Source organism: Lachnotalea glycerini, assembly GCF_003201285.1.
Taxonomy (GTDB): Bacteria; Bacillota; Clostridia; order Lachnospirales; family Lachnospiraceae; genus Lachnotalea; species Lachnotalea glycerini.
The window spans coordinates 522,907-545,274 of record NZ_QICS01000001.1 but is presented as its reverse complement, the minus strand read 5'-3'; the positions used below and the strand labels follow the sequence as shown (position 1 = coordinate 545,274).

At 36.4% G+C, this 22,368-nt stretch carries 23 protein-coding genes; all 23 read left to right on the top strand.

What is annotated here, in order from left to right; genetic code table 11:
* Positions 1-18: 18 nt before the first annotated feature.
* The 23 genes from C8E03_RS02280 to C8E03_RS02170 all read left to right on the top strand — a co-directional run bounded on the left by C8E03_RS02280 (position 19) and on the right by C8E03_RS02170 (position 22,368).
* Entirely contained in the window at positions 19-1,323 is a 1,305-nt protein-coding gene (locus C8E03_RS02280) for a CitMHS family transporter (protein WP_094375620.1), read from the top strand.
* A gap of 35 nt (positions 1,324-1,358) precedes the next feature.
* Positions 1,359-2,261 (top strand): triphosphoribosyl-dephospho-CoA synthase CitG, encoded by a 903-nt coding sequence (gene citG, locus C8E03_RS02275; protein ID WP_110290167.1) that lies wholly within the window; start codon positions 1,359-1,361, stop codon positions 2,259-2,261.
* 394 nt (positions 2,262-2,655) lie between these two features.
* Positions 2,656-2,841 (top strand): hypothetical protein, encoded by a 186-nt coding sequence (locus C8E03_RS02270; RefSeq protein ID WP_094375622.1) that lies wholly within the window; start codon positions 2,656-2,658, stop codon positions 2,839-2,841.
* Between the two features lies 1 nt (position 2,842).
* The gene (locus C8E03_RS02265) at positions 2,843-3,958 is read left to right on the top strand and encodes an RtcB family protein (protein WP_094375623.1); all 1,116 of its coding nucleotides are present in this window, start codon (positions 2,843-2,845) and stop codon (positions 3,956-3,958) included.
* Positions 3,959-4,057: 99 nt separating this feature from the next.
* Complete coding sequence (gene spoIVA, locus C8E03_RS02260; RefSeq protein WP_094375624.1) at positions 4,058-5,539, top strand: stage IV sporulation protein A; 1,482 nt, start codon at positions 4,058-4,060, stop codon at positions 5,537-5,539.
* A 295-nt stretch (positions 5,540-5,834) separates the two neighbouring features.
* Positions 5,835-6,299 (top strand): DUF6465 family protein, encoded by a 465-nt coding sequence (locus C8E03_RS02255; protein WP_094375625.1) that lies wholly within the window; start codon positions 5,835-5,837, stop codon positions 6,297-6,299.
* A gap of 108 nt (positions 6,300-6,407) precedes the next feature.
* A complete protein-coding gene (locus C8E03_RS02250; RefSeq protein WP_094375626.1) occupies positions 6,408-7,247 on the top strand; it encodes a purine-nucleoside phosphorylase in 840 nt (279 codons plus the stop codon).
* Between the two features lie 10 nt (positions 7,248-7,257).
* Positions 7,258-7,689 carry a cytidine deaminase gene (gene cdd / locus C8E03_RS02245; RefSeq protein ID WP_094375627.1) on the top strand — a complete coding sequence of 144 codons (432 nt, stop codon included), beginning with the start codon at positions 7,258-7,260 and terminating at the stop codon, positions 7,687-7,689.
* A gap of 4 nt (positions 7,690-7,693) precedes the next feature.
* On the top strand, positions 7,694-8,839 hold the full coding sequence (cbiD, locus tag C8E03_RS02240) for a cobalt-precorrin-5B (C(1))-methyltransferase CbiD (protein ID WP_094375628.1): 1,146 nt from the start codon (positions 7,694-7,696) through the stop codon (positions 8,837-8,839).
* Between the two features lie 14 nt (positions 8,840-8,853).
* Positions 8,854-9,534, top strand: a complete 681-nt coding sequence (cobI, locus tag C8E03_RS02235) for a precorrin-2 C(20)-methyltransferase (protein ID WP_094375629.1) — start codon at positions 8,854-8,856, stop codon at positions 9,532-9,534.
* Between the two features lie 24 nt (positions 9,535-9,558).
* The gene (cobM, locus tag C8E03_RS02230) at positions 9,559-10,311 is read left to right on the top strand and encodes a precorrin-4 C(11)-methyltransferase (RefSeq protein WP_094375630.1); all 753 of its coding nucleotides are present in this window, start codon (positions 9,559-9,561) and stop codon (positions 10,309-10,311) included.
* 14 nt (positions 10,312-10,325) lie between these two features.
* Positions 10,326-11,378 carry a cobalt-precorrin 5A hydrolase gene (locus C8E03_RS02225; RefSeq protein ID WP_094375631.1) on the top strand — a complete coding sequence of 351 codons (1,053 nt, stop codon included), beginning with the start codon at positions 10,326-10,328 and terminating at the stop codon, positions 11,376-11,378.
* On the top strand, positions 11,371-12,102 hold the full coding sequence (cobJ, locus tag C8E03_RS02220) for a precorrin-3B C(17)-methyltransferase (protein ID WP_094375632.1): 732 nt from the start codon (positions 11,371-11,373) through the stop codon (positions 12,100-12,102). Before C8E03_RS02225 ends, cobJ begins: the two co-directional genes overlap by 8 nt.
* The gene (gene cobK, locus C8E03_RS02215) at positions 12,095-14,071 is read left to right on the top strand and encodes a precorrin-6A reductase (RefSeq protein WP_110290166.1); all 1,977 of its coding nucleotides are present in this window, start codon (positions 12,095-12,097) and stop codon (positions 14,069-14,071) included. Before cobJ ends, cobK begins: the two co-directional genes overlap by 8 nt.
* A gap of 1 nt (position 14,072) precedes the next feature.
* On the top strand, positions 14,073-15,419 hold the full coding sequence (locus C8E03_RS02210) for a cobyrinate a,c-diamide synthase (RefSeq protein ID WP_110290165.1): 1,347 nt from the start codon (positions 14,073-14,075) through the stop codon (positions 15,417-15,419).
* Between the two features lie 15 nt (positions 15,420-15,434).
* Positions 15,435-16,484: a nicotinate-nucleotide--dimethylbenzimidazole phosphoribosyltransferase gene (gene cobT, locus C8E03_RS02205; protein WP_110290164.1), complete on the top strand. Its 1,050-nt coding sequence runs from the start codon at positions 15,435-15,437 to the stop codon at positions 16,482-16,484.
* A 69-nt stretch (positions 16,485-16,553) separates the two neighbouring features.
* The gene (locus C8E03_RS02200) at positions 16,554-17,078 is read left to right on the top strand and encodes a bifunctional adenosylcobinamide kinase/adenosylcobinamide-phosphate guanylyltransferase (protein WP_094375636.1); all 525 of its coding nucleotides are present in this window, start codon (positions 16,554-16,556) and stop codon (positions 17,076-17,078) included.
* The gene (locus C8E03_RS02195; RefSeq protein ID WP_110290163.1) at positions 17,075-17,836 is read left to right on the top strand and encodes an adenosylcobinamide-GDP ribazoletransferase; all 762 of its coding nucleotides are present in this window, start codon (positions 17,075-17,077) and stop codon (positions 17,834-17,836) included. The genes C8E03_RS02200 and C8E03_RS02195 overlap by 4 nt, the downstream gene beginning before the upstream one ends.
* 11 nt (positions 17,837-17,847) lie before the next feature.
* Positions 17,848-18,243: a bifunctional adenosylcobinamide kinase/adenosylcobinamide-phosphate guanylyltransferase gene (locus tag C8E03_RS02190; RefSeq protein WP_110290162.1), complete on the top strand. Its 396-nt coding sequence runs from the start codon at positions 17,848-17,850 to the stop codon at positions 18,241-18,243.
* A 25-nt stretch (positions 18,244-18,268) separates the two neighbouring features.
* A complete protein-coding gene (locus C8E03_RS02185) occupies positions 18,269-18,829 on the top strand; it encodes a histidine phosphatase family protein (RefSeq protein WP_094375639.1) in 561 nt (186 codons plus the stop codon).
* The gene (gene cbiB, locus C8E03_RS02180; protein ID WP_094375640.1) at positions 18,817-19,779 is read left to right on the top strand and encodes an adenosylcobinamide-phosphate synthase CbiB; all 963 of its coding nucleotides are present in this window, start codon (positions 18,817-18,819) and stop codon (positions 19,777-19,779) included. Before C8E03_RS02185 ends, cbiB begins: the two co-directional genes overlap by 13 nt.
* Positions 19,780-19,789: 10 nt before the next feature.
* The gene (locus C8E03_RS02175; protein WP_094375641.1) at positions 19,790-20,818 is read left to right on the top strand and encodes a pyridoxal phosphate-dependent aminotransferase; all 1,029 of its coding nucleotides are present in this window, start codon (positions 19,790-19,792) and stop codon (positions 20,816-20,818) included.
* Positions 20,819-20,838: 20 nt separating this feature from the next.
* A complete protein-coding gene (locus tag C8E03_RS02170) occupies positions 20,839-22,368 on the top strand; it encodes a cobyric acid synthase (protein WP_094375642.1) in 1,530 nt (509 codons plus the stop codon).

The following is a 22,368-nucleotide window of genomic DNA, read 5'->3' as shown; positions in this document are numbered from 1 at the left end:
GGGAAAAGGAGAAAGTTTATGTATTTAGGTGTTTTAGGATTTATAACAATGGCAATTATTATTGTTTTATTGCTAAAATCAAAAACAGTACCATCTATTGCATTTATTGCGGTACCAGTAGTAATGGCTTTAATTGGAGGATGCAAAATTGCCGACATTGGGACATATGTTAAGGCTGGTGTGTTAGATACAGCATCAACAGCAACCTTGTTTATTTTTTCTATTTTGTTTTTTGGAATCATGTCAGATGCAGGAATGTTTGATAAAATTATTGATGCGTTGGTAAAAAGAGCGGGTAATAGTGTGATGGCAATTACTATGCTTACAGCGTTGGTTGCAATGATTGGACATCTCGACGGAGGTGGAGCATCTACCTTTTTAATTACAATACCAGCTATGCTGCCAATTTATAAGAAGATGAATATGAGAAAAACAACACTTATGACAATATGTACAGCTTCTATGGGTGTTATGAATCTTTTGCCTTGGGGAGGACCGACTATGAGAGCGGCTTCCGTACTGGAAATGGATGTAACAGCTCTTTGGATGCAGCTTATTCCAATGCAATTTGTAGGCATTTTCTGTGCCTTTGGACTTGCCTTTATTTTGGGCCGAGTAGAGAAGAAAAGAGGGGCAGGCTATCAGGGTGATGCTGTTGCTGAAGTTGCTTTAACGACTCAAGTAAAAGAAAATGAATTAGCAAAGCCGAAATTATTCTGGTTTAATATTGCGCTTACTATAACTGTTATTATCGCTTTAGTATTCTTAACAGAAGTACCTTCCTATTTAATATTTATGCTTGGAGTAGTAATTGCATTAATGATCAATTATCCAGGAAAGGAAATGCAGGATAAAATTATTAAATCGCATTCTGGTCCTGCCATTATGATGGCAACTACACTGTTAACAGCAGGTGTTTTACTTGGTGTGCTAGAAAATAGTGGAATGATGGACCAGATGGCCAATTTATTGGTAGCGGTTATTCCAGAAGCATTAGGACCACATCTTGCAATTGTAATTGGTGTTTTATCAGCGCCACTGGCTTTAGTATTCTGTACAGATTCTTATTTTTACGGTGTGCTTCCAATTATGATTAGTGTTGGTGCAAAATTTGGCGTTAATCCATCAGAAATTGCAATTACAATGGTAGTGTGTCGTAACTGTGCAAGCTTTATCAGCCCGGTAGTTCCAGCAACTTTCCTTGGGTGTGGTCTTGCTGAAGTTGAAATAAATGATCATATTAAAAGCTCATTTGTTCCGGTATTTGCGATTAGTATAATTTGTTTAATTTTAGGAATTGTTTTAGGAGTAATTAAATTTTAAAATAATAATTATTTAAATGGAAAGGGGAAGGTGATATGTTGAAGCAGAAACAAAAGGAAAATTTTTATATGCACACTAAATTGTCGCATCAAATCGTTGAGTTGATAGGATGTGCTGCTACGAGCAGCCTGATTGCCGAGGTAAGTACAACTCCAAAGCCGGGTTTAGTGGACTGCGTCAGTAACGGCGCGCATAAGGATATGAATTACAGAACCTTTATGTATAGTGCTTTTGCAATATCACCTTACTTTTTCGAAATGGCACAACTAGGATTTGGATGGAAACATTCTCTTCAAGAATTATTTTTAGAAATACGGAAAATTGGAATGAAAGCAGAAAATGAGATGTTTAGAGCTACTAATGGTGTAAACACTCACAAGGGTTTGATATTTTCAGCAGGAATTCTATCGGCTGCTTCTGCTTATATATACAGTAGATTTGGTATGTTTGATATCGATGCGATGTTGGAAACCTGTAAACTTATGACAAATGATATTTTAGAAGAAGATTTTAAAAATATAGATTATAATCATCCAAAAACTAATGGAGAAAGACTTTATATTAGGTATGGAAATAGGGGGATCCGCGGAGAGGTTCAAAATGGTTTCCCAACGGTTAAAAATATAGCATTACCGGCTTTACAATATTATAAAAGCCTTAATTTCAATAATAATCTTACACAAATCCAAGTGTTAATGCATTTGATTGCGAATACAGAGGATACCAATGTTTTGGCAAGACATAATCAAGAGACGCTTATTTTTGTTCAGGAAACAGCTAAGAATTTTCTTGCGCAGGGAGGTGTTTTTGCCGAGGATAGTTTGAACAAACTTAAGAATATGGATCATTTGTTTATTGAAAAAAATATAAGTCCGGGTGGATGCGCAGATTTGCTAGCTATTACAATTATGTTATGTAATTTATCAAAGGAAATATAAGATTTAGGATATTTTGAAGAAATTAATTAAAAATATATTTACTTGCAAGATAGTATTTTTTATGATATAGTTTCAAAGGAAATAATTGACATTTTAAATATAGAGAAAGGAGGAAATTATAATGATAAGAATGAATCATAAAGTAAAACAGAATTGCTTATTAAAATTAAATAGTAGTCCTTACTGTCTTGAGTATACGGATATAATTACCCTCCATTTTATGAAGTGTGTTGATTAAAGCCATCTGATATAGAACTCATTCTGACAGTGAGGTTTAAGAACTGTCAGCAAAGATAGATAACAGTAGTGTAAGAATTAGAGCTGATTATTAAGCTTTTGCGCTGTGACGCAGAAGACTTATAATTAGTTCTTTTTTATTTTAGGAGAAAATAGTATGGCAAAGGATAGAGAAACAGTTTGTATGTATTATGAATCACTTGGAAAATGTAAAAAGGGAAGAAATGCCAGTCATAAAGGCTATTGTCAAAAATGTGATAAATATGTTCCAAGAGTAAGAGAAAGACATATCAATCAAAAGAAAAAGAAGCTTGAAAAGATAAAAAGAGAGGAACGTTATTAACATGCAAATAATAGAAGGAATTTTTAACCAGGCAAAGGTTTTTACAAATGTGACAGAGGAAACGGCACGAGAGCAGATTCTCTTATTGTGTAATCAAGAATTTACAGTAGATTCCAAAATAAGAATTATGCCAGATGTGCATGCCGGCGCAGGTTGTACTATAGGAACAACCATGACGCTAAAAGATAAGGTGGTTCCAAATTTAGTTGGAGTGGATATTGGATGCGGTATGGAAACAATTCAAATTAAAAATAAGCATATAGAGCTTGAAAAGCTAGATAAGCTTATTTATGAAAAAATTCCGTCAGGATATAACATACGAGAGACATTTCATAAATATAATGATGAAGTCGATTTAAAAGAGCTGCGTTGTATAAAAGATGGAAAAATAAACCTCGAAAGAGCAGCAAAAAGTATTGGAACATTAGGAGGCGGTAATCATTTTATTGAGGCAGATCAGGATGAAGAAGGAGTCATTTATCTGGTAGTACATTCGGGCAGCCGCCATCTTGGTTTGGAAGTTGCAGGCTATTATCAGGAGCAGGCTTATTTACAGCTTGATAATCGATTAAGAAAAGAAATTCCTAAAACGCTTGCTTATGTTCAGGGAAATCTAATGGAGGATTATATTCATGATATGAAGCTCGTACAAAGATTTGCTATGCTGAATCGAAAAGCGATTATGGATGAAATAATTCGAGGTATGAAGCTTAAGGTAGAAGATGAATTTACAACTATTCACAATTACATTGATACAAAATCTATGATTTTAAGAAAGGGAGCTGTATCAGCAGCAGTTGGAGAGAAATTGTTGATTCCAATTAACATGAGAGACGGTTCTTTAATCTGCATCGGAAAGGGAAATAAGGATTGGAATCAGTCAGCTCCACATGGAGCCGGGCGTTTAATGTCAAGACGCGAAGCCAAAAATACGTTTACTGTATCAGAGTTTAAAAAGCAAATGAAACAGGTATATACTACATCTGTTAATTCAAACACATTAGATGAATGTCCAATGGCTTATAAAAATATGGAGGATATTGTAGAAAATATAAAGGATACGGCTGAAATCATAAACATAATAAGGCCGATTTATAATTTCAAGGCAACAGAATAAAAAGAAAATTAATACCCCCTTAAGCATAATTTATTCCATGTGCGGCATATACTATATCAGCACATTACGTTATATTATCGCAAGGGGGTATTATGATACATGGAACCGAATAATGAGTTCAATCTATACAAAGATATACAAATGCGGACAGGAGGAGAAATATACATAGGGGTAGTAGGACCGGTACGGACGGGAAAATCGACTTTTATTAAACGATTTATGGATTTAATGGTTCTTCCAAATATGGACAATGAACATAGCAGACAAAGAACGCAGGATGAATTACCACAGTCAGCAGCAGGCAAAACGATTATGACCACAGAGCCCAAATTTATTCCGAAAGAAGCGGCACATATACAATTAGCAGATGATGTCAATGTAGATGTCAGACTGATTGATTGCGTGGGTTATATGGTAGAGGGAGCTACCGGCCATATAGAGGATAATGCGGAGCGTATGGTGAAAACTCCTTGGTTTGATTATGAAATACCTTTTACCCAAGCAGCAGAATTGGGAACAAAAAAGGTTATTAATGATCATTCCACAATAGGTATTGTTATAACTTGTGATGGTTCTTTTAGTGAAATACCAAGAGAAAATTATGCAAAACCGGAAGAAAAAACAATTACAGAGTTGAAGAAATTAGGAAAGCCATTTATTGTCCTTGTTAATAGCCAAAAGCCTTATAGCGAGGAAGCAATTAATCAGGCAAAAAATATTGAGGATAAATATAAAGTAACTGCTATGTCAGTGAATTGTGAGCAGTTAAGAAAAGAAGACATCAATAAAATTCTGGAACGCATTTTATATGAATTTCCAATTTCAGAGATAGAATTTTACATTCCTAAATGGGTGGAAATGTTGCCAATGGATAACAAAATAAAAGCTGATTTAATTGCTAAAATAAAAGAAACTATAAAACCTATTAAAATGATTAAAGATGCAAATAATGAAAGTCTGCAAATAGATAGTGAATACATAAGGCGGATGAAAGTAGACTCTATCTCTATGGCAACGGGTTGTATCAAAGTAATAATTGATATATTAGAAAAATATTATTATGAAATTATCAGTGAAATGACAGATACACAAATTGACGGTGAATATCAGATGATATCAATGCTAAAAGAGCTATCAAAGATGAAAAAAGAATATGTTAAGGTTCTTAGTGCAGTTGATTCAGTAAGACAGCGAGGATATGGGGTCGTTACACCGGATCAAAGTGAAATAGTATTGGCTGAACCTGTGCTGATAAAACACGGTAATAAATTTGGCGTTAAAATTAAGGCAGAAAGTCCATCCATTCATATGATACGAGCTAATATAGAAACAGAAATAGCCCCTATTGTAGGAAGTGAAGCACAAGCAGAGGACTTGATTAAGTTTATTAAAAATACTAGTAGTAGTGGAGATGGAATATGGAAAGCCAATATATTTGGAAAATCAATAGAACAACTGGTTGAAGATGGAATTAACAGTAAAATCGCTCAAATGTCGGATGAAAGCCAACTTAAATTACAAGAGACTATGCAAAAAATAGTAAATGATAGCAATGGAGGATTAGTTTGTATTATCATTTAGTTTAACAAAGTTTTGAATGATTGTGTATAAAAAAACTCCTTGCGGCAATAATAAATATAACCCCTTTTATTAGACATAAATCTAATGAAAGGGGTTTTTGAAATCAGAAATCAACAATATTTGATTTAAAAAATACAAAGAATGGTGTGAAAATATAGACAAAATGTTTAAATATTGTAAAAAATTAGAATTATATAAAGAAAATATAGATAAATTTAGATGTAAATTTAAAGGTTGCAAAAATTACTGTTTGGAGTTATTATGTACTACAAAAGAAGAAGGAGGAGGAGCTATAATGGCGTTAACATCAAATAAAAAGCAGACTGCAGCAAAAAGAACTGCGATAATAGAAAAAGAGACAAAACCAATTGTAATAACCCAAAATTCTATTGGAATTGATAAAGAAATCAATCAAAAGACGACTGAGAGAGTCACAGATAATAAGCTTTCAGAGAAAGAAATGGATAAGAATCAAGAAAAAGCAAAAACTACGAAAGCAAAAACTACTTCAGTTAAGACTACAAAAGCCAAAGCTACATCGCCAGTCAAAGAGGCAAATGTTAAGACTTCCTTAGTGTTACAATATCAATCACTTGAGATTAACAGTGAGAATTTGATATCGAAAGTAAAAGATATGTGGGTGAATACTCATAACAAAACGGAAAAGGAACTAAAAAATATTGATTTATATGTTAAGCCGGAAGAATATTCTGCTTATTATGTAATTAATAATAGTGTTAAAGGCAGGATAGATTTATAATAGAAAAGTATTTTTCTATGTGCTATAATAAGATTGTCACTTCGTGGCAGTCTTATTTTATTCCATAAAATTGTCAGTATTTTAATCAATTACTTTTGGAGGTGTTCTATGAGTGAAGAATATTTAAAACTACAAAAATGTTATGAAAGTTTTAAGAAAAAAATAGATTTCATACCAAAGATAGCCCTTATTTTAGGATCTGGACTGGGTGATTATGCAGAAACGATAAAAGTGGAAGAAACACTTGATTATCATGAAATTGAAGGCTTCCCGATATCAACAGTTCCTGGGCATAAAGGAAGATTTATATTTGGATATATTAAAGAGGTACCTGTTGTTATTATGCAGGGACGTGTTCATTACTATGAGGGATATCCTATTTCAGATGTTGTTTTGCCAGTCAGACTTATGAAACTGATGGGCGCACAGGTGTTGTTTCTTACCAATGCCGCTGGTGGAGTGAATTATGATTATAATGCCGGAGATTTTATGCTGATTTCGGATCATATTTCGAACTTTGTGCCATCTCCGTTAATTGGCCAAAATATGGATGAGCTTGGTACTCGGTTTCCGGATATGAGTCATGTTTATGATAGTGATTTAAGAGAAATCATTAAGAATACGGCTAAAGAGCTTACGATATCATTGCAGGAAGGTGTTTATGTTCAGTTGACAGGCCCTGCTTATGAATCGCCGGCGGAAGTTAGAATGTGCCGTATTCTTGGTGGTGACGCAGTTGGTATGAGTACTGCTTGTGAAGCTGTTGCAGCAAATCATATGGGTATGAGAATATGTGGAATTTCATGTATATCTAACCTTGCATGTGGTATGAGTGATGCACCGCTGAATCATAAAGAGGTGCAAGAGGTAGCAGATCGGGTAGCACCTTTATTTAAGAAGCTGGTTACGGCATCTATCATAAATATGAGTAAGACGTTAACCGATTAAGGAGAGAATTATGAAGCATAGTGAACTGATTAAAGAGGCTTTATTGGCAAGAGAAAAATCGTATTCTCCCTATTCAGGCTTTCGTGTAGGGGCAGCATTGCTTGCTTCAAATGGTATGGTTTATCAAGGATGCAATATTGAAAATTCATCCTATACACCTACAAATTGCGCAGAACGTACTGCTTTTTTTAAAGCCGTAAGTGAAGGGATTACAGACTTTGAAGTGATTGCAATTGTTGGTGGGAAAAAGGATGAAGACTTGGATTACTGTGCTCCATGCGGGGTATGCAGACAGGTTATGATGGAGTTTTGTGATCCACAGAAATTTAAAATTGTTCTTGCTAAGTCGGAGGATGAATATAAGGAATATACTCTGGAAGAGATTCTTCCGCTTGGATTTGGACCTAAGAATATTTTGAACGATAGTATAATAAGAAAGTGATACCATGGAAAAATATACGTTTAAAAACAATAAAAAGTTACGATACGGTTATACAACGGGTTCTTGTGCAGCAGCAGCTTCCAAAGCTGCTGCAATCATGCTTTTTCGAAAATGTGAAATTAGTAAGATCTCCATTATGACTCCCAAAGGTATTTTACTTGATTTACAAGTATTTGATATTAAAATAAATTCTGACTATGTAAGTTGTGCGATTCAAAAAGACAGCGGTGACGATCCTGATGTTACGGATGGAGTTTTTGTATATGCAAAAGTCAAAAAGATTAGTCAGCCAAAGATTATAATTGAAGGAGGTCTGGGAGTAGGAAGAGTGACTAAACAGGGATTAGAACAACCCGTACACAGTGCAGCTATTAATAAAGTGCCAAGGCAGATGATATATCAGGAAGTAAAAGATGTTTGCAACGAATTTGAATACCCGGAAGGTATTTATATAGAGATAAGTATACCTGAGGGGGTAGAGATTGCAAAGAGAACCTTTAATGAAAGACTTGGAATCAAAGGTGGTATTTCGGTACTTGGTACAAGTGGTATCGTGGAGCCGATGAGTGAAGCCGCACTCATTGACAGCATTAAAGTTGAAATGAATATTTTAAAAGCATCGGGTGCGAAGCAGATATTAGTAACGCTTGGAAATTACGGAGAGAATTTCAGTACTTCTGAATTAAATATAAATATAGAAAATAGCTTAAAATGCAGCAACTTTATTGGCGAGACTATTGATTATGCTGTAGAGTTAAGCTTTGAACGGATCCTTATCATTGGACATATAGGTAAGCTTGTTAAGGTGGCAGGTGGAATCATGAATACACATTCCAAAAATGCAGATGCCAGAATGGATATTTTGACTGCGGCTGCAATCAGGGCTGGAATTACATTGGAAGGCGCAAAGCAGATATTAAATTGTATTACGACGGATGAAGCAATTCAAATATTGAAGAAAGAAGAGATATTTGAGGAAACTATGTCAATACTGGTAGATAAAATGCAATATTTTATGCAAACACGTGCTTATGATAAAATCAAAGTAGATGTTATTACTTTTTCGAATGAATATGGATTGCTAGGGCATACAAAAAATGCAATGGAAATAGCAACTTTATTTTCGAAAAAATCAGATAAAGAACAATAAGAGAGGAAAATAAAATGTCAGGAATTTTATATGGAGTAGGTGTAGGACCTGGAGATCCAGAGCTTCTTACCTTGAAAGCAGTGAGAATTATGAAAGAAAGTGATATCATTCTTGTACCTGGTGAGGAACCCCGAAATAGTGTAGCATACAAAATTGCAACAGGTGTCCTTGATTTATCAAATAAGGAAGTGGTTGCAATTGAAATGCCAATGACCAAGGACAAGCAGGTATTAGAAAAGGCTCATCAAGAGGCAGCAGAACAAATTATGGGGTATTTAAAAGATAACAAGCAGGTAGCTTTTCTAACACTTGGAGATCCATGTGTTTACTCTACCTATATTTATGTTCATAAAAGAATTCTAAAAGCAGGAGGCAAGGCAAGTATCATCAGCGGAATCACTTCCTTTTGTGCGGCGGCAGCCTTAATTGGTGACAGTCTGGTAGAGAAAGCAGAACCTCTTCATATCATTCCGGCTTCCTATGCAATTGAGGAGGCAATGAATCTAAAAGGAACTAAGGTATTAATGAAAGCAGGGAAAAAGCTGTCATTAGTAAAACAAAAGCTAAAGGAAAGCGATGCCCAGGCAGTTATGGTAGAAAACTGTGGAATGGAAGACGAAAAGATATATTATGGCGCAGATGAAATAGAGGAAAATGCAGGATATTATTCATTAATAATTGTTAAGGATAAATAGCAATATGCATACTAGGAGGTTAATATGGTTCATTTTGTAGGAGCAGGTTCAGGAGCAGTCGATTTGATTACGGTACGGGGGCAAAACTTATTACGCGAAGCAGATGTAATTATTTATGCAGGATCTTTGGTTAATCAAGAATTGCTGGAAGTCAGGAAAGAAGATTGTAAGGTTTATAATAGTGCGTTTATGACATTAGAGCAGGTAATTGGAGAGGTGAAAAAGGCAGAGGAGGCAGAATTAACAACGGTACGACTGCATACGGGTGACCCAAGTATTTACGGTGCAATTCGAGAACAGATGGATTGCCTGGATCAATTAGAAATCGCATATGATTATTGTCCGGGTGTGAGTTCTTTTTGTGGAGCAGCATCGGCGCTTAATCTGGAATATACACTTCCTGACGTTTCTCAGACTGTAATTCTAACCAGAATGGAAGGAAGAACCAGCGTTCCTGAAAAGGAAAAGATTGAATCATTGGCATCACATCAGGCAACCATGGTGATTTTTTTAAGTACGGGTATGCTTGATGAATTATCAAAAAGGCTCATAGATGGTGGCTATCAGGAGGATACGCCGGCTGCTATCGTATATAAAGCAACTTGGCCGGATGAGAAGAAATTTGTGTGTACGGTTAAGACATTAGAAAAGACAGCAAGAGAGAATCAGATTACAAAAACAGCTTTGATTATAGTCGGAAATGTTCTTGCTTGTGAATATCGTCGTTCAGACCTATATCACCCTAATTTTGAGACTGAGTTTCGTAAAGCAGACTAGAAAAGGATGAGGATATGAATTTAGCTATAATTTCCTTTACAAAGGCAGGCAGTATATTAAATGCTAAAATAGCAAAGCTTTTAAACAAAGAGCATCACAGTATCACCTATTACAAGGGAAGATGTGAAGAAAGCCTGACCTTACAAGAGGTAGAAGTGCCGTTGAAAGATTGGTGCAAGGAGGTCTTTCATACAATGGATGGTATTATTTTTATTGGAGCGTGCGCCATTGCAGTGCGAACCATAGCACCATTTGTTCAGGATAAGATGAATGATCCCTTGGTTCTTGTATTGGATGAGAAAGCTTCCTTTGTAATATCTTTATTATCGGGACATTTGGGAGGCGGAAACGAGCTGACTCAAGCCTTGAGTGAACAAATAGGAGCTATACCCGTAATTACTACAGCTACGGATGTAAATCATAAATTTGCAGTGGATGAGCTGGCAAGAAAAGAAAAGCTTACTATTTCAGATAGGAAACTTGCTAAGGAAGTTTCTGCCACAATATTGGATGGGGAAAGAATAGGTTTTGTGAGCAGACTCTTGATACAGGGAGAGCTTCCAATGGAATTGGAGCATATTAATGAAGAGGATGATATAAAGCATGAGCTGGGTATCTGCATTACCTGTGATGAATATGATACCCCTTTTATCAATACACTGATATTGATGCCACGGGTGATAACAATTGGTGTCGGATGCAGGAAAAATACGGACACAGAACAATTTGAATCATTTATCTTAAGAATTTTAAAGGAGAATCATATTTCGATTCGGGCAGTTAAAAATATAGCAAGCATTGATTTAAAAGAAAATGAGCCTTGTATCAGAGCTTTTGCAAATAAATATGAAGTTGACTTTTTGATTTTTTCAGCAAAGCAATTAGAGCAGGCAGAAGGTGAATTTGAAGAATCTGAATTCGTAAAGCTGACGACCGGCGTAGGAAATGTATGTGAGCGCTCAGCTATGTTAGCATGTAGGCAACCGACACTGTTATTAAGAAAGAAGGCTTTTGAAGGAATGACAATCGCATTGACGAAAGAAAAGAGAGGGATTCGATTTGAATAAATTGTATGTAGTAGGAATAGGACCAGGAAATTATGAGCAGATGACGATTGAGGCTTATGAGGCCTTGAAAGACTGTGATATTATTGTAGGCTATACGGTATATGTAGAGCTTGTCAAAGAGCACTTTTCCGATAAAGAGTTTTTAACAACACCAATGACCAAGGAAGTTGAGCGATGCGAGCTTGCGTTTGAGAAAGCATCACAGGGTAATACAACTGCCATGATATGCAGCGGAGATGCAGGTGTATATGGCATGTCGGGATTAATTTTAGAAATTGGTCAAAAATACGAGAATGTAGAGGTTAATATTATCAGCGGAGTTACTGCTGCAATGTCTGGAGCTGGTGTGCTTGGAGCACCACTCATTCATGATTTTGCAGTAATCAGCTTAAGCGATTTGCTTACCCCGATGGAGAAAATTGAAAAAAGACTGGAATGTGCAGCAATGGCTGATTTTGTAATTTGTCTTTATAATCCATCTAGCAGAAAACGAAGTGATTATTTGAGGAAAGCATGTGATATCGTGCTTCAACACGCCTCCAAGGAAACAGTATGCGGATATGTACAAAATATTGGAAGAGAGGGAGAGCATGCGGTTGTTCTTACACTTGAACAGCTAAGAGATAGTACAGTTGATATGTTTACTACGGTTTTTATTGGTAATTCACAAACTAAAAATATAAATGGCAAAATGGTAACACCAAGAGGATATAAAAATGTGTAAGCTTATTCTTTTTGCAGGTACGACGGAGGGGAGAAACCTTGCAGAATATCTTAACAGACAAAGAATTTCCATTCATGTCTGCACAGCAACCGAATATGGTGAAAGTCTGATTCCTAAGTCTGAATATGTAGAAGTGTCAGGAAGGCGGCAAAACAGAGAGGAAATAGAGCGGCTGATTCATAATGAGCAGGCTCTGCTTGTCGTGGATGCAACGCATCCTTACGCGACCTTGGTATCTAAGCATATCAAGGATGCGTGTGAAAATACTGGGGTTTTCTATCTTCGCTTATTGCGGGAAGAATCACATGTGTCCTATGCTCAGAACCATAAGTTGGTATACGTCAATTCTGTAAAAGAAGCTTGTGATTATTTAAAAGGAACGAATGGCAATATTTTTGTAACAACCGGAAGTAAAGAATTAATAGAATTTACTAATATTGATCACTATAAAAAGAGGGTTTATGCAAGAGTGCTGTCAAGTAGAGATGCCATTTCAAATGTAATGGATTTAGGTTTTGAAGGCAAAAATTTAATTTGTATGCAAGGGCCTTTTAGCGAAGAACTTAACTATGAAATGCTTAAGGAGTCGGGTGCCGGTTATCTGGTAACAAAGGAAGCAGGCAAAAATGGCGGCTTTTTGGAGAAGATTAATGCTGCGAACCGATTGGGCATTACAACGCTTGTAGTTGGCAGGCCGGTCGAGATGGAGGGATACTCCTATTCTGAGGTAATTAAAATAATAAAAGAAAAACTGGGAATTTTAAAGGGGAAAAGAAAAATAGCGGTAATCGGAATTGGCACAGGAACCCTTGAGGGTATGACTAAGGAGGCAATCAATGCAATTTTGGATTCCGAAGTGATATTTGGGGCAGCACGTATGCTAGACAGTGTAAAGCCACTTCATAAGGCGGCCGTAGAACAGTATAAAAAGGAAGAAATAGCTGCTTATTTAAGCGAGCATGAGGAATATGAAAAGATTGCAATTCTTGTGTCTGGAGATGTAGGCTTTTATAGCGCGGCAAACGGCTTTAAGGAATATTTTGGGGAGGATGAAGTAGCATATATATGTGGAATTTCATCCCTTTCCTATTTATGTGCCAGAATCGGAGTAGCTTGGGAGCAGGTAAAGCTGATAAGCAACCACGGCAGACAGGCGAATATGATTGATGCAATACGACGAAATTCTAAGGTGTTTTTACTGACTGGGGGAAAGAACAGTATCAAAAAACTTATGGAGGATTTGATTTATTATGAGTTTCCTTCTCTTCGCGTTTGGGTAGGTGAAAATCTGGGTTATGAAAAGGAAAAAATTACTATAGGTACTCCCAATGAAATTGCTACGCAGGAATTTGAAGCCTTAAGTGTTTTATATATTGAAAATTCTTGCGCAGAATCCAATACAGAGCGAATCAGGGATGAAGAATTGATACGCGGCGAGGTACCGATGACCAAAGAGGAAATAAGAACAGTATCAATATCCAAGCTGGAACTTGACAGGGATTCTATCCTATATGATATTGGAGCAGGGACAGGCTCAGTTTCCATTCAGGCAGCAAAAAAGGCTTACGAGGGTTTTGTATATGCAATCGAAAAGAAGTCGGAGGGTACGTCACTAATTGAGCAGAATAAGAAGAAATTTAAGGTATCAAATCTTAAGATCATAGAAGGAATGGCGCCTAAGGTTTTAGAGGATTTGCCGGTACCGACACATGCCTTTATTGGAGGCAGCAGTGGGAATCTAAATGAAATAATAAAAATATTATTTCATAAAAATCCAAATATCAGAGTGGTCATTAATGCAATTACGTTAGAAACGGTTTCAGAAATAATTCAAATGATAAAGGAGTCAGGCTGGTTGGAATATGAAGTGCTTGCGCTTCAAGTATCCAAGGCAAAAACTGTCGGCAGCTATCATATGATGCTGGGGCAGAATCCCGTTTCAATCATAACGATTAAAGGGGGAAAATAACATGAGATTTCCCAGAATTATGATATCGGCGATTTCCAGTGGCAGCGGCAAAACGTTAATCACCTGTGCGATTTTAAAGGCCTTAAAAAACAGAAATAAAAATGCTGCAGCCTTTAAGTGTGGGCCGGATTATATTGACCCAATGTTTCACAAGAAAATATTAAAAACGCCTTCCAGAAATTTAGATACCTATTTTACAAAACCTGATACAACAAGATATCTATTTACCAGAGCCTCAAAGGGCTATGATATATCTGTAATTGAAGGAGTAATGGGATATTATGACGGAGTAGGCGGCATTTCAGAATGGGGAAGTGCCTATGAGCTTTCTAAAACGTTACTAGCACCTGTTATCTTAGTAATCAACGCAAAAGGAATGAGTCTGTCTGTAGCGGCCGTTATCAAGGGCGTCATGGAGTTTAGGACAGACAGTAATATTTCAGGAGTCATATTAAATCAGGTATCTGGAATGTTTTATCCTGAGTTGAAAAAGGTTATTGAGGAAGAACTGCATATTAAGGTACTTGGTTATCTTCCAAATGTAAGGGACTGCGTGATAGAAAGCAGGCACCTTGGTCTGGTGCTGCCTGATGAAATTGTAGAAATTGAGGAAAAAATTGAAAAATTAGCACAATATATGGAAGAGACAATTGACATTGATGCAATTGTTCATATTGCAGACCATGCACCAGAGCTAAAAGAAGAGCTGAGAAAACCTGTCAGATTAAGGAATAAACCTGTTATTGCGCTTGCATATGATGAGGCATTTTGTTTTTATTATGAAGACAATCTTGAACTGATGAAAGAAATGGGGGCTGAAATTATTCTATTTTCACCCTTGCATGATGAAAACTTACCCGATCATATAGATGGTCTTATATTAGGAGGAGGTTATCCGGAGCTTTATGCCAGTCAATTGAGTAAAAATCAGACTATGCTTTTGCAAATAAAGAATTTTGTAAAAGATAATCGCCCGGTCATAGCAGAGTGCGGTGGATTTATGTATTTGCATGAGACAATGGAGGATAATGAGGCCAAGGCTTATCCGATGGTGGGAGCAATTGAGGGAAAGGCTTATAAGACCAATAAGCTTGGCCGCTTTGGATATATTGAATTAACACCAAATCAAACAGACAGCCTGTTGGCAAAACATCAATCGGTCAAAGGTCATGAGTTTCATTACTTTGACAGCACCAATTGCGGACAAGCTTATCATGCGAAAAAACCAATGAGAAAAAGAGAGTGGGATTGTATCCATGGCTCACAAATGCAATATATGGGATTTCCGCATCTTTATTATTATTCCAATCCGGAGTTTATTTACAATTTTTTGAGCAAATGCAAATAAAAGGAGTAAGAGAAAATGACATTAGAAGAACAGATAAAGCAAATTAAGACAGTGAACAAACAGGCCATGAAAGAGAGTAAACTTCGATGGGATAGTATCGCAAAGCCGTTAAACAGTCTTGGAAAGCTAGAAAAAGCAGTCATAAAAATTGCAGGAATTACCAATTCTCATCAAGTAGTTCTTGATAAAAAGGCATTGATTATTATGTGTGCGGATAATGGGATTGTGGAAGAAGGCGTGACACAGACAGGTCAAGAGGTAACGGCCATTGTAGCAGAGAATTTCCTAAAGAAAAAGGCAAGTGTCAGCATAATGTCAGATTACACACATACAGATATTTTCCCTATCGATATTGGTGTTGCAAAGGACACAAATATAATTAATAAAAAGATTGCTTATGGAACAAAGAATTTTGCAAAAGAACCTGCCATGACCTATGAAGAAGCAAAAAGGGCAATTCAGACAGGAATAGATATGGTTGGTGAACTAAAGGAGAAAGGTTATCACATTATTGCAACGGGAGAAATGGGAATTGGCAATACAACAACAAGTAGTGCCATTGCAGCTCTGCTGTTGGGAAAAAGTGTTGAAGAGGTAACGGGTAAGGGTGCCGGGCTTTCAAATGAAGGATTAAATCGAAAGATACAGGTTATACAGGATGCTCTCTTACTACATAAACCGGATAAAGAGAATATGATTGATGTATTAAGCAAAATAGGAGGCTTTGATATCGCAGGGTTGGCCGGAGTTTTTCTAGGTGGAGCAATGTATCATATTCCTGTAGTAATAGACGGCTTTATTTCAGCGGTTTCTGCCCTAGTAGCAGCAAGGATGAATGCTTTGGCAATTGAGTATATGTTGCCTTCACATGCGTCTAAGGAGCCGGCGGCATGGTATGTATTACAAGCGCTTGGGCTAGAGCCTTTTATTACCTGTGATATGTGTCTTGGGGAAGGAACCGGAGCAGTAGCTGTATTTTCTATTCTTGATATGGCAACAGCAGTTTATAATAGTATGAGTACTTTTGAACAAATTGAGGTGGCTGCTTATCAGCCTCTAAGTTAATTACACTAAAATGATATATGCAGATACATAAATAAAGCATAAAAGATATGAGGAGATTACAGAAGATTTATGATTGTATTAATAACAGGAGGCAGTGCAAGCGGAAAATCAGAATATGGTGAAAATCTGGCTGTGAAGCTTAGCAAAGCTGAAAAGAAAACTTATATTGCGACCATGTATCCTTATGGAGACGAAACACTTCAAAAGATACAAAGGCATAAGGAAATGAGAAAAGGAAAAGGCTTTGAAACACTCGAGTGCTTCTGTGGATTAAAGAACATAGACACGAACAATTCGACAGTGTTATTAGAATGTATGTCTAATTTACTGGCAAACGAGCTTTATAGGGAAGAAGGAGCGAAAGACAAAGCCCTGGAAGAAATTATGACTGGAATACAAAAACTTGGTAAAGAGACTGTAAACCTGATTATAATTTCTAATGAGGTATTTGGTGATATAACAGCTTCCAATTCGGAAATGCTTGAATATATCCGCCTGCTTGGCAGAATAAATTTAGAAATCGGAAAAATGGCAGATGTAATATGTGAAGTGGTATATTCTATACCAATTTTTCATAAGGGGGTAATCAAATGATTTGGAATGGATTTAAAATTGCTTTTTCTATGTATTCCAAAATTCCAATGCCTAAAACGGTTTGGAATGAAAAGAATATGCGTTATTCCATGTGTTTTTTTCCGTTTGTCGGAGCTGTTATTGGAGCATGTATTTTCCTGTGGAATATATTATGCAGATATTTTGACTTTGGAAGTATGCTCTGTCTTTCGGGTTATCTCGTTATCCCCATATTGATAACAGGAGGTATTCACTTAGATGGTTTTATTGATACACAGGATGCACTAAGCTCGTATCAGCCTCAGGAGAGAAAGCTTGAGATCTTAAAGGATTCGCATATAGGCGCTTTTGCGCTGATTAGCAGTATGGTATATTTTATTATCATGGGAGGTGTCTGGAGTGATCTAAAGCAGTCCTCCATTCCTATTTTAGCTATTGGATTTGTGCTGTCCAGAGCATTAAGCGGTTTTTCTGTGGTAACATTTTCCTGTGCTAAAAACAGCGGTTTAGTACATGCTTTTTCAGATGCAGCTCAAAAAAAGACGGTACGCATTGTAATGATTATATTAATCATGTGCTCTGCCATTTTATTGGTATTGACAGGAGGAGTGGTTGGCTTTTGTATTCTTTTGGGTGCAATGCTTGTATTTTATTTATATCGGCATATGGCCTACAAGCAGTTTGGTGGTATTACAGGAGATATAGCAGGATGGTTTTTACAAAGCTGTGAGCTTATAATGGCATTGTCAGCTTTAATTGGTCAGCTTATTATACATTAACGGAGGTAATTATGATATTTGTAACAGGAGGAGCGTTTCAGGGCAAAACAGAATTTGTGAAAGAACATTTTAATATCCAGGAGCAGGAAATTGTTGATGGTTGTCTTTGTGAGTATCATAAAATTTATCATGCAAGAGTGATTAATCATTTTGAAGGCTTGCTTTTACGATTATTAAAAGAAAATAAATCAGTATCAAAGGTAATAGAGGACTTGCTTTGGGAAAATAAGAATGCTATCATTATTTCAACGGAAATTGGCTGTGGTTTAGTTCCTGTTGATACATTTGAAAGAGAGTACAGAGAAACAGTAGGAAGAAGCTGCTGTCAAATCGTAAAGAATGCAAATCAGGTATATCGTGTACATTGCGGTATTGCTACGAAGATTTATGATAGTGGAAATTCCTAATTTATAGTTATAAGGAGAGGTTTGAATGATAAAGGTTTACTTAGTAAGACATTCAATAACAAAAGGAAATTTGGAGAAAAGGTATGTTGGCAGTACCGATGAACATTTATGCGAAGAAGGTATTAAATTGGCTAAATCAAAGAAGCTGACAACAGTAGATAAGGTCTATACAAGTCCTTTGTTAAGATGTGTGGAAACAGCAGAAATTTTGTATCCTAATATATATAGGGCAATTATTCCCGCGCTTCGAGAAACCGATTTTGGTGATTTTGAGTATAAAAATTATGAGGAACTAAATGGCAATGTAGATTATCAAAAATGGATTGACACCAAAGGTGCATCCGGATTTCCAAACGGAGAAAATTTAGAGGAAGTTGACTGTAGGGTGAAAAATGCTTTTCGCTTTATTATTCGGGATGCGGTGGAGAACCAGTGCGAGAGTATTGCAATAGTAGCTCATGGCGGAACAATTATGTCGATAGCATCTCAGTTTAGAGTAGAAAAAATGGATAAATTTGAATATATGGTTAAAAATTGTGAAGGTTACTTATTGGAAATTGACGGAGGAAGTCTATGTTACCAGTGATATTAGGCTTTTTTTTAGATTTGCTGATTGGAGATCCCTTTGGAAGCTGGCATCCGATTTGTGCGATTGGTAATCTAATTAGCTTTTTAAGAAAAAGAATACGAAAGTTATTTCCTAAAAGTCAGACAGGTGAGTTGGTTGGTGGAGCAGTTCTTGCTTTTTGTGTTATTGTTTTATCGATAATAATGCCATTCGTCTTGTTATTTATCAGCTATCGACTTCATTTTTACCTTGGATTTGCACTGGAAACGGTCATGTGCTATCAGATATTTGCGGCAAGGTCACTTCATGATGAGAGTATGAAAGTATATCAGGCATTTCAGACGGGTGATATAGAGAAAGCCAGATACGCAGTTTCTATGATTGTCGGACGGGATACTTCCTCTTTGACTCAGGATGGCATTATTAAGGCAACGATAGAGACAGTGGCCGAGAATACTACGGATGGAGTGATTGCACCGCTTATTTATATGCTGATAGGAGGACCAACTCTTGGATTTTTATATAAGGCTGTTAATACGTTAGATTCTATGGTAGGATATAAAAACGAGGAATACCTTTATTTCGGAAGAATCAGTGCGAAACTAGATGATATCTTGAATTTTATACCTGCCAGAATCAGTGGAATTTTCATGGTAATTGCTTCATTCATGTGCGGTTTGGATGGAAAAAACGCCTGGAAAATCTTTAAACGAGACAGATATAATCATGCAAGTCCCAATTCAGCGCAAACAGAAGCGGTTTGTGCGGGAGCATTAAACGTGGTACTTGCGGGAAATGCGTACTATTTTGGTAAACTGTTTGAAAAAAAGACAATTGGAGATAATATTAGAGAGATTGAGCCAATTGATATTAAGAGAGCGAATATGTTAATGTATGCGACCGCATTCTTAAGTCTAATTCTATTATCAAGTTTTAAGGCATTTATTTTAGTTATTACATATTTATAAAGGAGTTATCATGATAAACGAACACGGCGGAGATATTTATAAGCATAAAAATGTAATTGATTTTTCAGCAAATATCAATCCTCTAGGATTACCAAGGGGAGTTAAAATTGCTTTAATGGACTGTATTGATAAGACTGTTCATTATCCGGATATTAATTGTGAAGCATTGCGGGAAAAGTTAGCATTTAAATATAGCATCAAAAAGGACTATCTTATCTGCGGAAATGGAGCGGCTGATTTGATCTTTGCGATAAGCGTAGCATTAAAGCCAAGGAAAGCTCTGATTCTGGCACCAACTTTTGTTGAATATGAGCAGTCACTAAGGGCAGGCGGTTCTAAAATTTTTTATTACAATTTGAAAGAAGATCAACATTTTCAATTAAATAAAAATTTTCTGAATTGTATTACTTCGGATTACGATATGATATTTCTTTGCAATCCGAATAATCCAACAGGTGAAATAATTCAAAAACCTTTGTTAATGCAGATAATAGAAAAATGCCATAAACATAATATTATTTTGATAGTGGATGAATGCTTTAACAGCTTCTTAGAAAATCCGGAAGCGGAAAGCGTTATGCAGGAAGTTGCAAATTATGATAATTTAATTGTGCTCAATGCGTTTACAAAGCTATATGCAATGCCAGGTATAAGACTTGGATTTGGTGCAATGAGCAATATGCGTATACGAGAGTTGATTGAAAAGTCGACTCAGCCTTGGAATGTATCTGTGCTGGCCCAGGAGGCAGGACTCGCAGCTTTAGAGGAGACAGAGTATGTTACAAAGACGATGGAATTAATTACTCAGGAAAGAGAATTTTTAATTACACAATTAAAGCAGTCAGGCTATCAAGTGTACGGTTCAAAAGCAAATTACATTTTTTTCAGAGGAGAAAAGGGGCTTTTTGAGAAGTGTCTTTTAAATCAGATATTAATTAGAGATTGCAGTAATTACAGGGGTTTAGAAGAAGGATATTATAGAATCGCAGTAAAAACACATGAGGAAAACGAAAAGTTTTTAGAGTCTTTACACAGCTAAGAAAAAGTTAGGAGATAACAATGGCAAAAGCAATCATGATACAAGGAACCATGTCAAATGCAGGCAAAAGTCTGATTGTAGCTGGTTTATGCAGAATATTTAAGCAAGATGGTTATAAGACAGCACCCTTTAAATCACAAAACATGGCACTGAACTCTTACATTACAAGTGATGGTTTGGAAATGGGACGGGCACAGGTGATGCAGGCAGAGGCAGCTAAAATAGCTCCCAGTGTTTTGATGAATCCCATCTTGTTAAAGCCTACTAACGATGTTGGTTCACAGGTAATTGTCAATGGTGAGGTGATCGGCAATATGAGTGCCGTCGATTACTTTAAATATAAGAAAAAGCTGATACCGGACATTTTAAAGGCTTATCAGTCACTTAGTGATGAATTTGATATCATAGTAATCGAAGGTGCAGGCAGTCCTGCGGAGATTAACCTTAAGAGTGAGGATATTGTAAATATGGGGATGGCAAAGCTTGCCAATGCACCTGTACTGATAGCAGGGGATATAGACCGGGGCGGAGTATTTGCACAGCTTGTAGGAACCGTCAGCCTTTTAGAAGAAGATGAAAGAAAAATGGTAAAGGGTACCATCATTAATAAATTCCGCGGTGACAAAAGTATTCTTATGCCCGGATTAACGATGTTAGAAGAAAAGACAAATATTCCTGTTGTTGGAGTGATTCCGTATATGTATATAGATATTGAAGATGAGGATAGCTTAACGGAACGTTTTCAGCAGACAAAAAAGGCTGCAGCAATCGACATTGTAGTTATTAAATTGCCTCGAATTTCTAATTTTACTGATTTCAATTCCATAGAGCGCATAGAAGGCATATCAGTTCGATTTGTTGAAAAGGTTCATGAGCTTCAAAAGCCAGACATGATTATCATACCCGGTACCAAAAATACCATGGGTGACCTTTTGTGGATGAGACAAAATGGTTTGGAGGCCGCTATATTAAAGGCTGCTTCAAATGAAACCATAATATTTGGAGTATGCGGCGGCTATCAAATGCTTGGAGAGGAATTGAGTGATCCTTATGCAGTAGAGTCAGGCGGCGACATGAAAGGCATGGGTCTGTTGCCTATCAAAACTGTGTTTGAAGAGAGGAAAACAAGAACAAGAGTACTTGGAAGCTTTGAAACAATAGATGCACAGCTAAGTCATTTATCCGATGTCAAATTAAAAGGTTATGAAATTCATATGGGTGTTACAACTATGCTTAACAGTCAGGTAAGGCCTTTAACAAGGATTAAAGAAATAAGTACCAGCCAAGAGGATCATTTTGAAAAATACAAATGGGACGGAGCGTACCTAAATAATATTTATGGCTCTTATATTCATGGGATATTTGATGAGGAAGAGGTAACAAGGAAACTAATTCTGTCTCTTGGTATTAAGCTGGGGCTAAAAGAGGAAGATATTAAATCAGTTGATTATGAGGAATATAAAGAAAAACAGTATGATGCATTGGCAGATGGCTTAAGAGAGAACCTTGATATGAAAGCAATTTATCAAATATTAGAGGAAGGACTTTAA

Bases quoted from the DNA above. Each gene is read 5' to 3' on its own strand.
- C8E03_RS02280 (WP_094375620.1), top strand. From the start codon at position 19: ATGTATTTAGGTGTTTTAGGATTTATAACAATGGCAATTATTATTGTT.
- citG (WP_110290167.1), top strand. From the start codon at position 1,359: ATGTTGAAGCAGAAACAAAAGGAAAATTTTTATATGCACACTAAATTG.
- C8E03_RS02270 (WP_094375622.1), top strand. From the start codon at position 2,656: ATGGCAAAGGATAGAGAAACAGTTTGTATGTATTATGAATCACTTGGA.
- C8E03_RS02265 (WP_094375623.1), top strand. From the start codon at position 2,843: ATGCAAATAATAGAAGGAATTTTTAACCAGGCAAAGGTTTTTACAAAT.
- spoIVA (WP_094375624.1), top strand. From the start codon at position 4,058: ATGGAACCGAATAATGAGTTCAATCTATACAAAGATATACAAATGCGG.
- C8E03_RS02255 (WP_094375625.1), top strand. From the start codon at position 5,835: ATGGCGTTAACATCAAATAAAAAGCAGACTGCAGCAAAAAGAACTGCG.
- C8E03_RS02250 (WP_094375626.1), top strand. From the start codon at position 6,408: ATGAGTGAAGAATATTTAAAACTACAAAAATGTTATGAAAGTTTTAAG.
- cdd (WP_094375627.1), top strand. From the start codon at position 7,258: ATGAAGCATAGTGAACTGATTAAAGAGGCTTTATTGGCAAGAGAAAAA.
- cbiD (WP_094375628.1), top strand. From the start codon at position 7,694: ATGGAAAAATATACGTTTAAAAACAATAAAAAGTTACGATACGGTTAT.
- cobI (WP_094375629.1), top strand. From the start codon at position 8,854: ATGTCAGGAATTTTATATGGAGTAGGTGTAGGACCTGGAGATCCAGAG.
- cobM (WP_094375630.1), top strand. From the start codon at position 9,559: ATGGTTCATTTTGTAGGAGCAGGTTCAGGAGCAGTCGATTTGATTACG.
- C8E03_RS02225 (WP_094375631.1), top strand. From the start codon at position 10,326: ATGAATTTAGCTATAATTTCCTTTACAAAGGCAGGCAGTATATTAAAT.
- cobK (WP_110290166.1), top strand. From the start codon at position 12,095: ATGTGTAAGCTTATTCTTTTTGCAGGTACGACGGAGGGGAGAAACCTT.
- C8E03_RS02210 (WP_110290165.1), top strand. From the start codon at position 14,073: ATGAGATTTCCCAGAATTATGATATCGGCGATTTCCAGTGGCAGCGGC.
- cobT (WP_110290164.1), top strand. From the start codon at position 15,435: ATGACATTAGAAGAACAGATAAAGCAAATTAAGACAGTGAACAAACAG.
- C8E03_RS02200 (WP_094375636.1), top strand. From the start codon at position 16,554: ATGATTGTATTAATAACAGGAGGCAGTGCAAGCGGAAAATCAGAATAT.
- C8E03_RS02195 (WP_110290163.1), top strand. From the start codon at position 17,075: ATGATTTGGAATGGATTTAAAATTGCTTTTTCTATGTATTCCAAAATT.
- C8E03_RS02190 (WP_110290162.1), top strand. From the start codon at position 17,848: ATGATATTTGTAACAGGAGGAGCGTTTCAGGGCAAAACAGAATTTGTG.
- C8E03_RS02185 (WP_094375639.1), top strand. From the start codon at position 18,269: ATGATAAAGGTTTACTTAGTAAGACATTCAATAACAAAAGGAAATTTG.
- cbiB (WP_094375640.1), top strand. From the start codon at position 18,817: ATGTTACCAGTGATATTAGGCTTTTTTTTAGATTTGCTGATTGGAGAT.
- C8E03_RS02175 (WP_094375641.1), top strand. From the start codon at position 19,790: ATGATAAACGAACACGGCGGAGATATTTATAAGCATAAAAATGTAATT.
- C8E03_RS02170 (WP_094375642.1), top strand. From the start codon at position 20,839: ATGGCAAAAGCAATCATGATACAAGGAACCATGTCAAATGCAGGCAAA.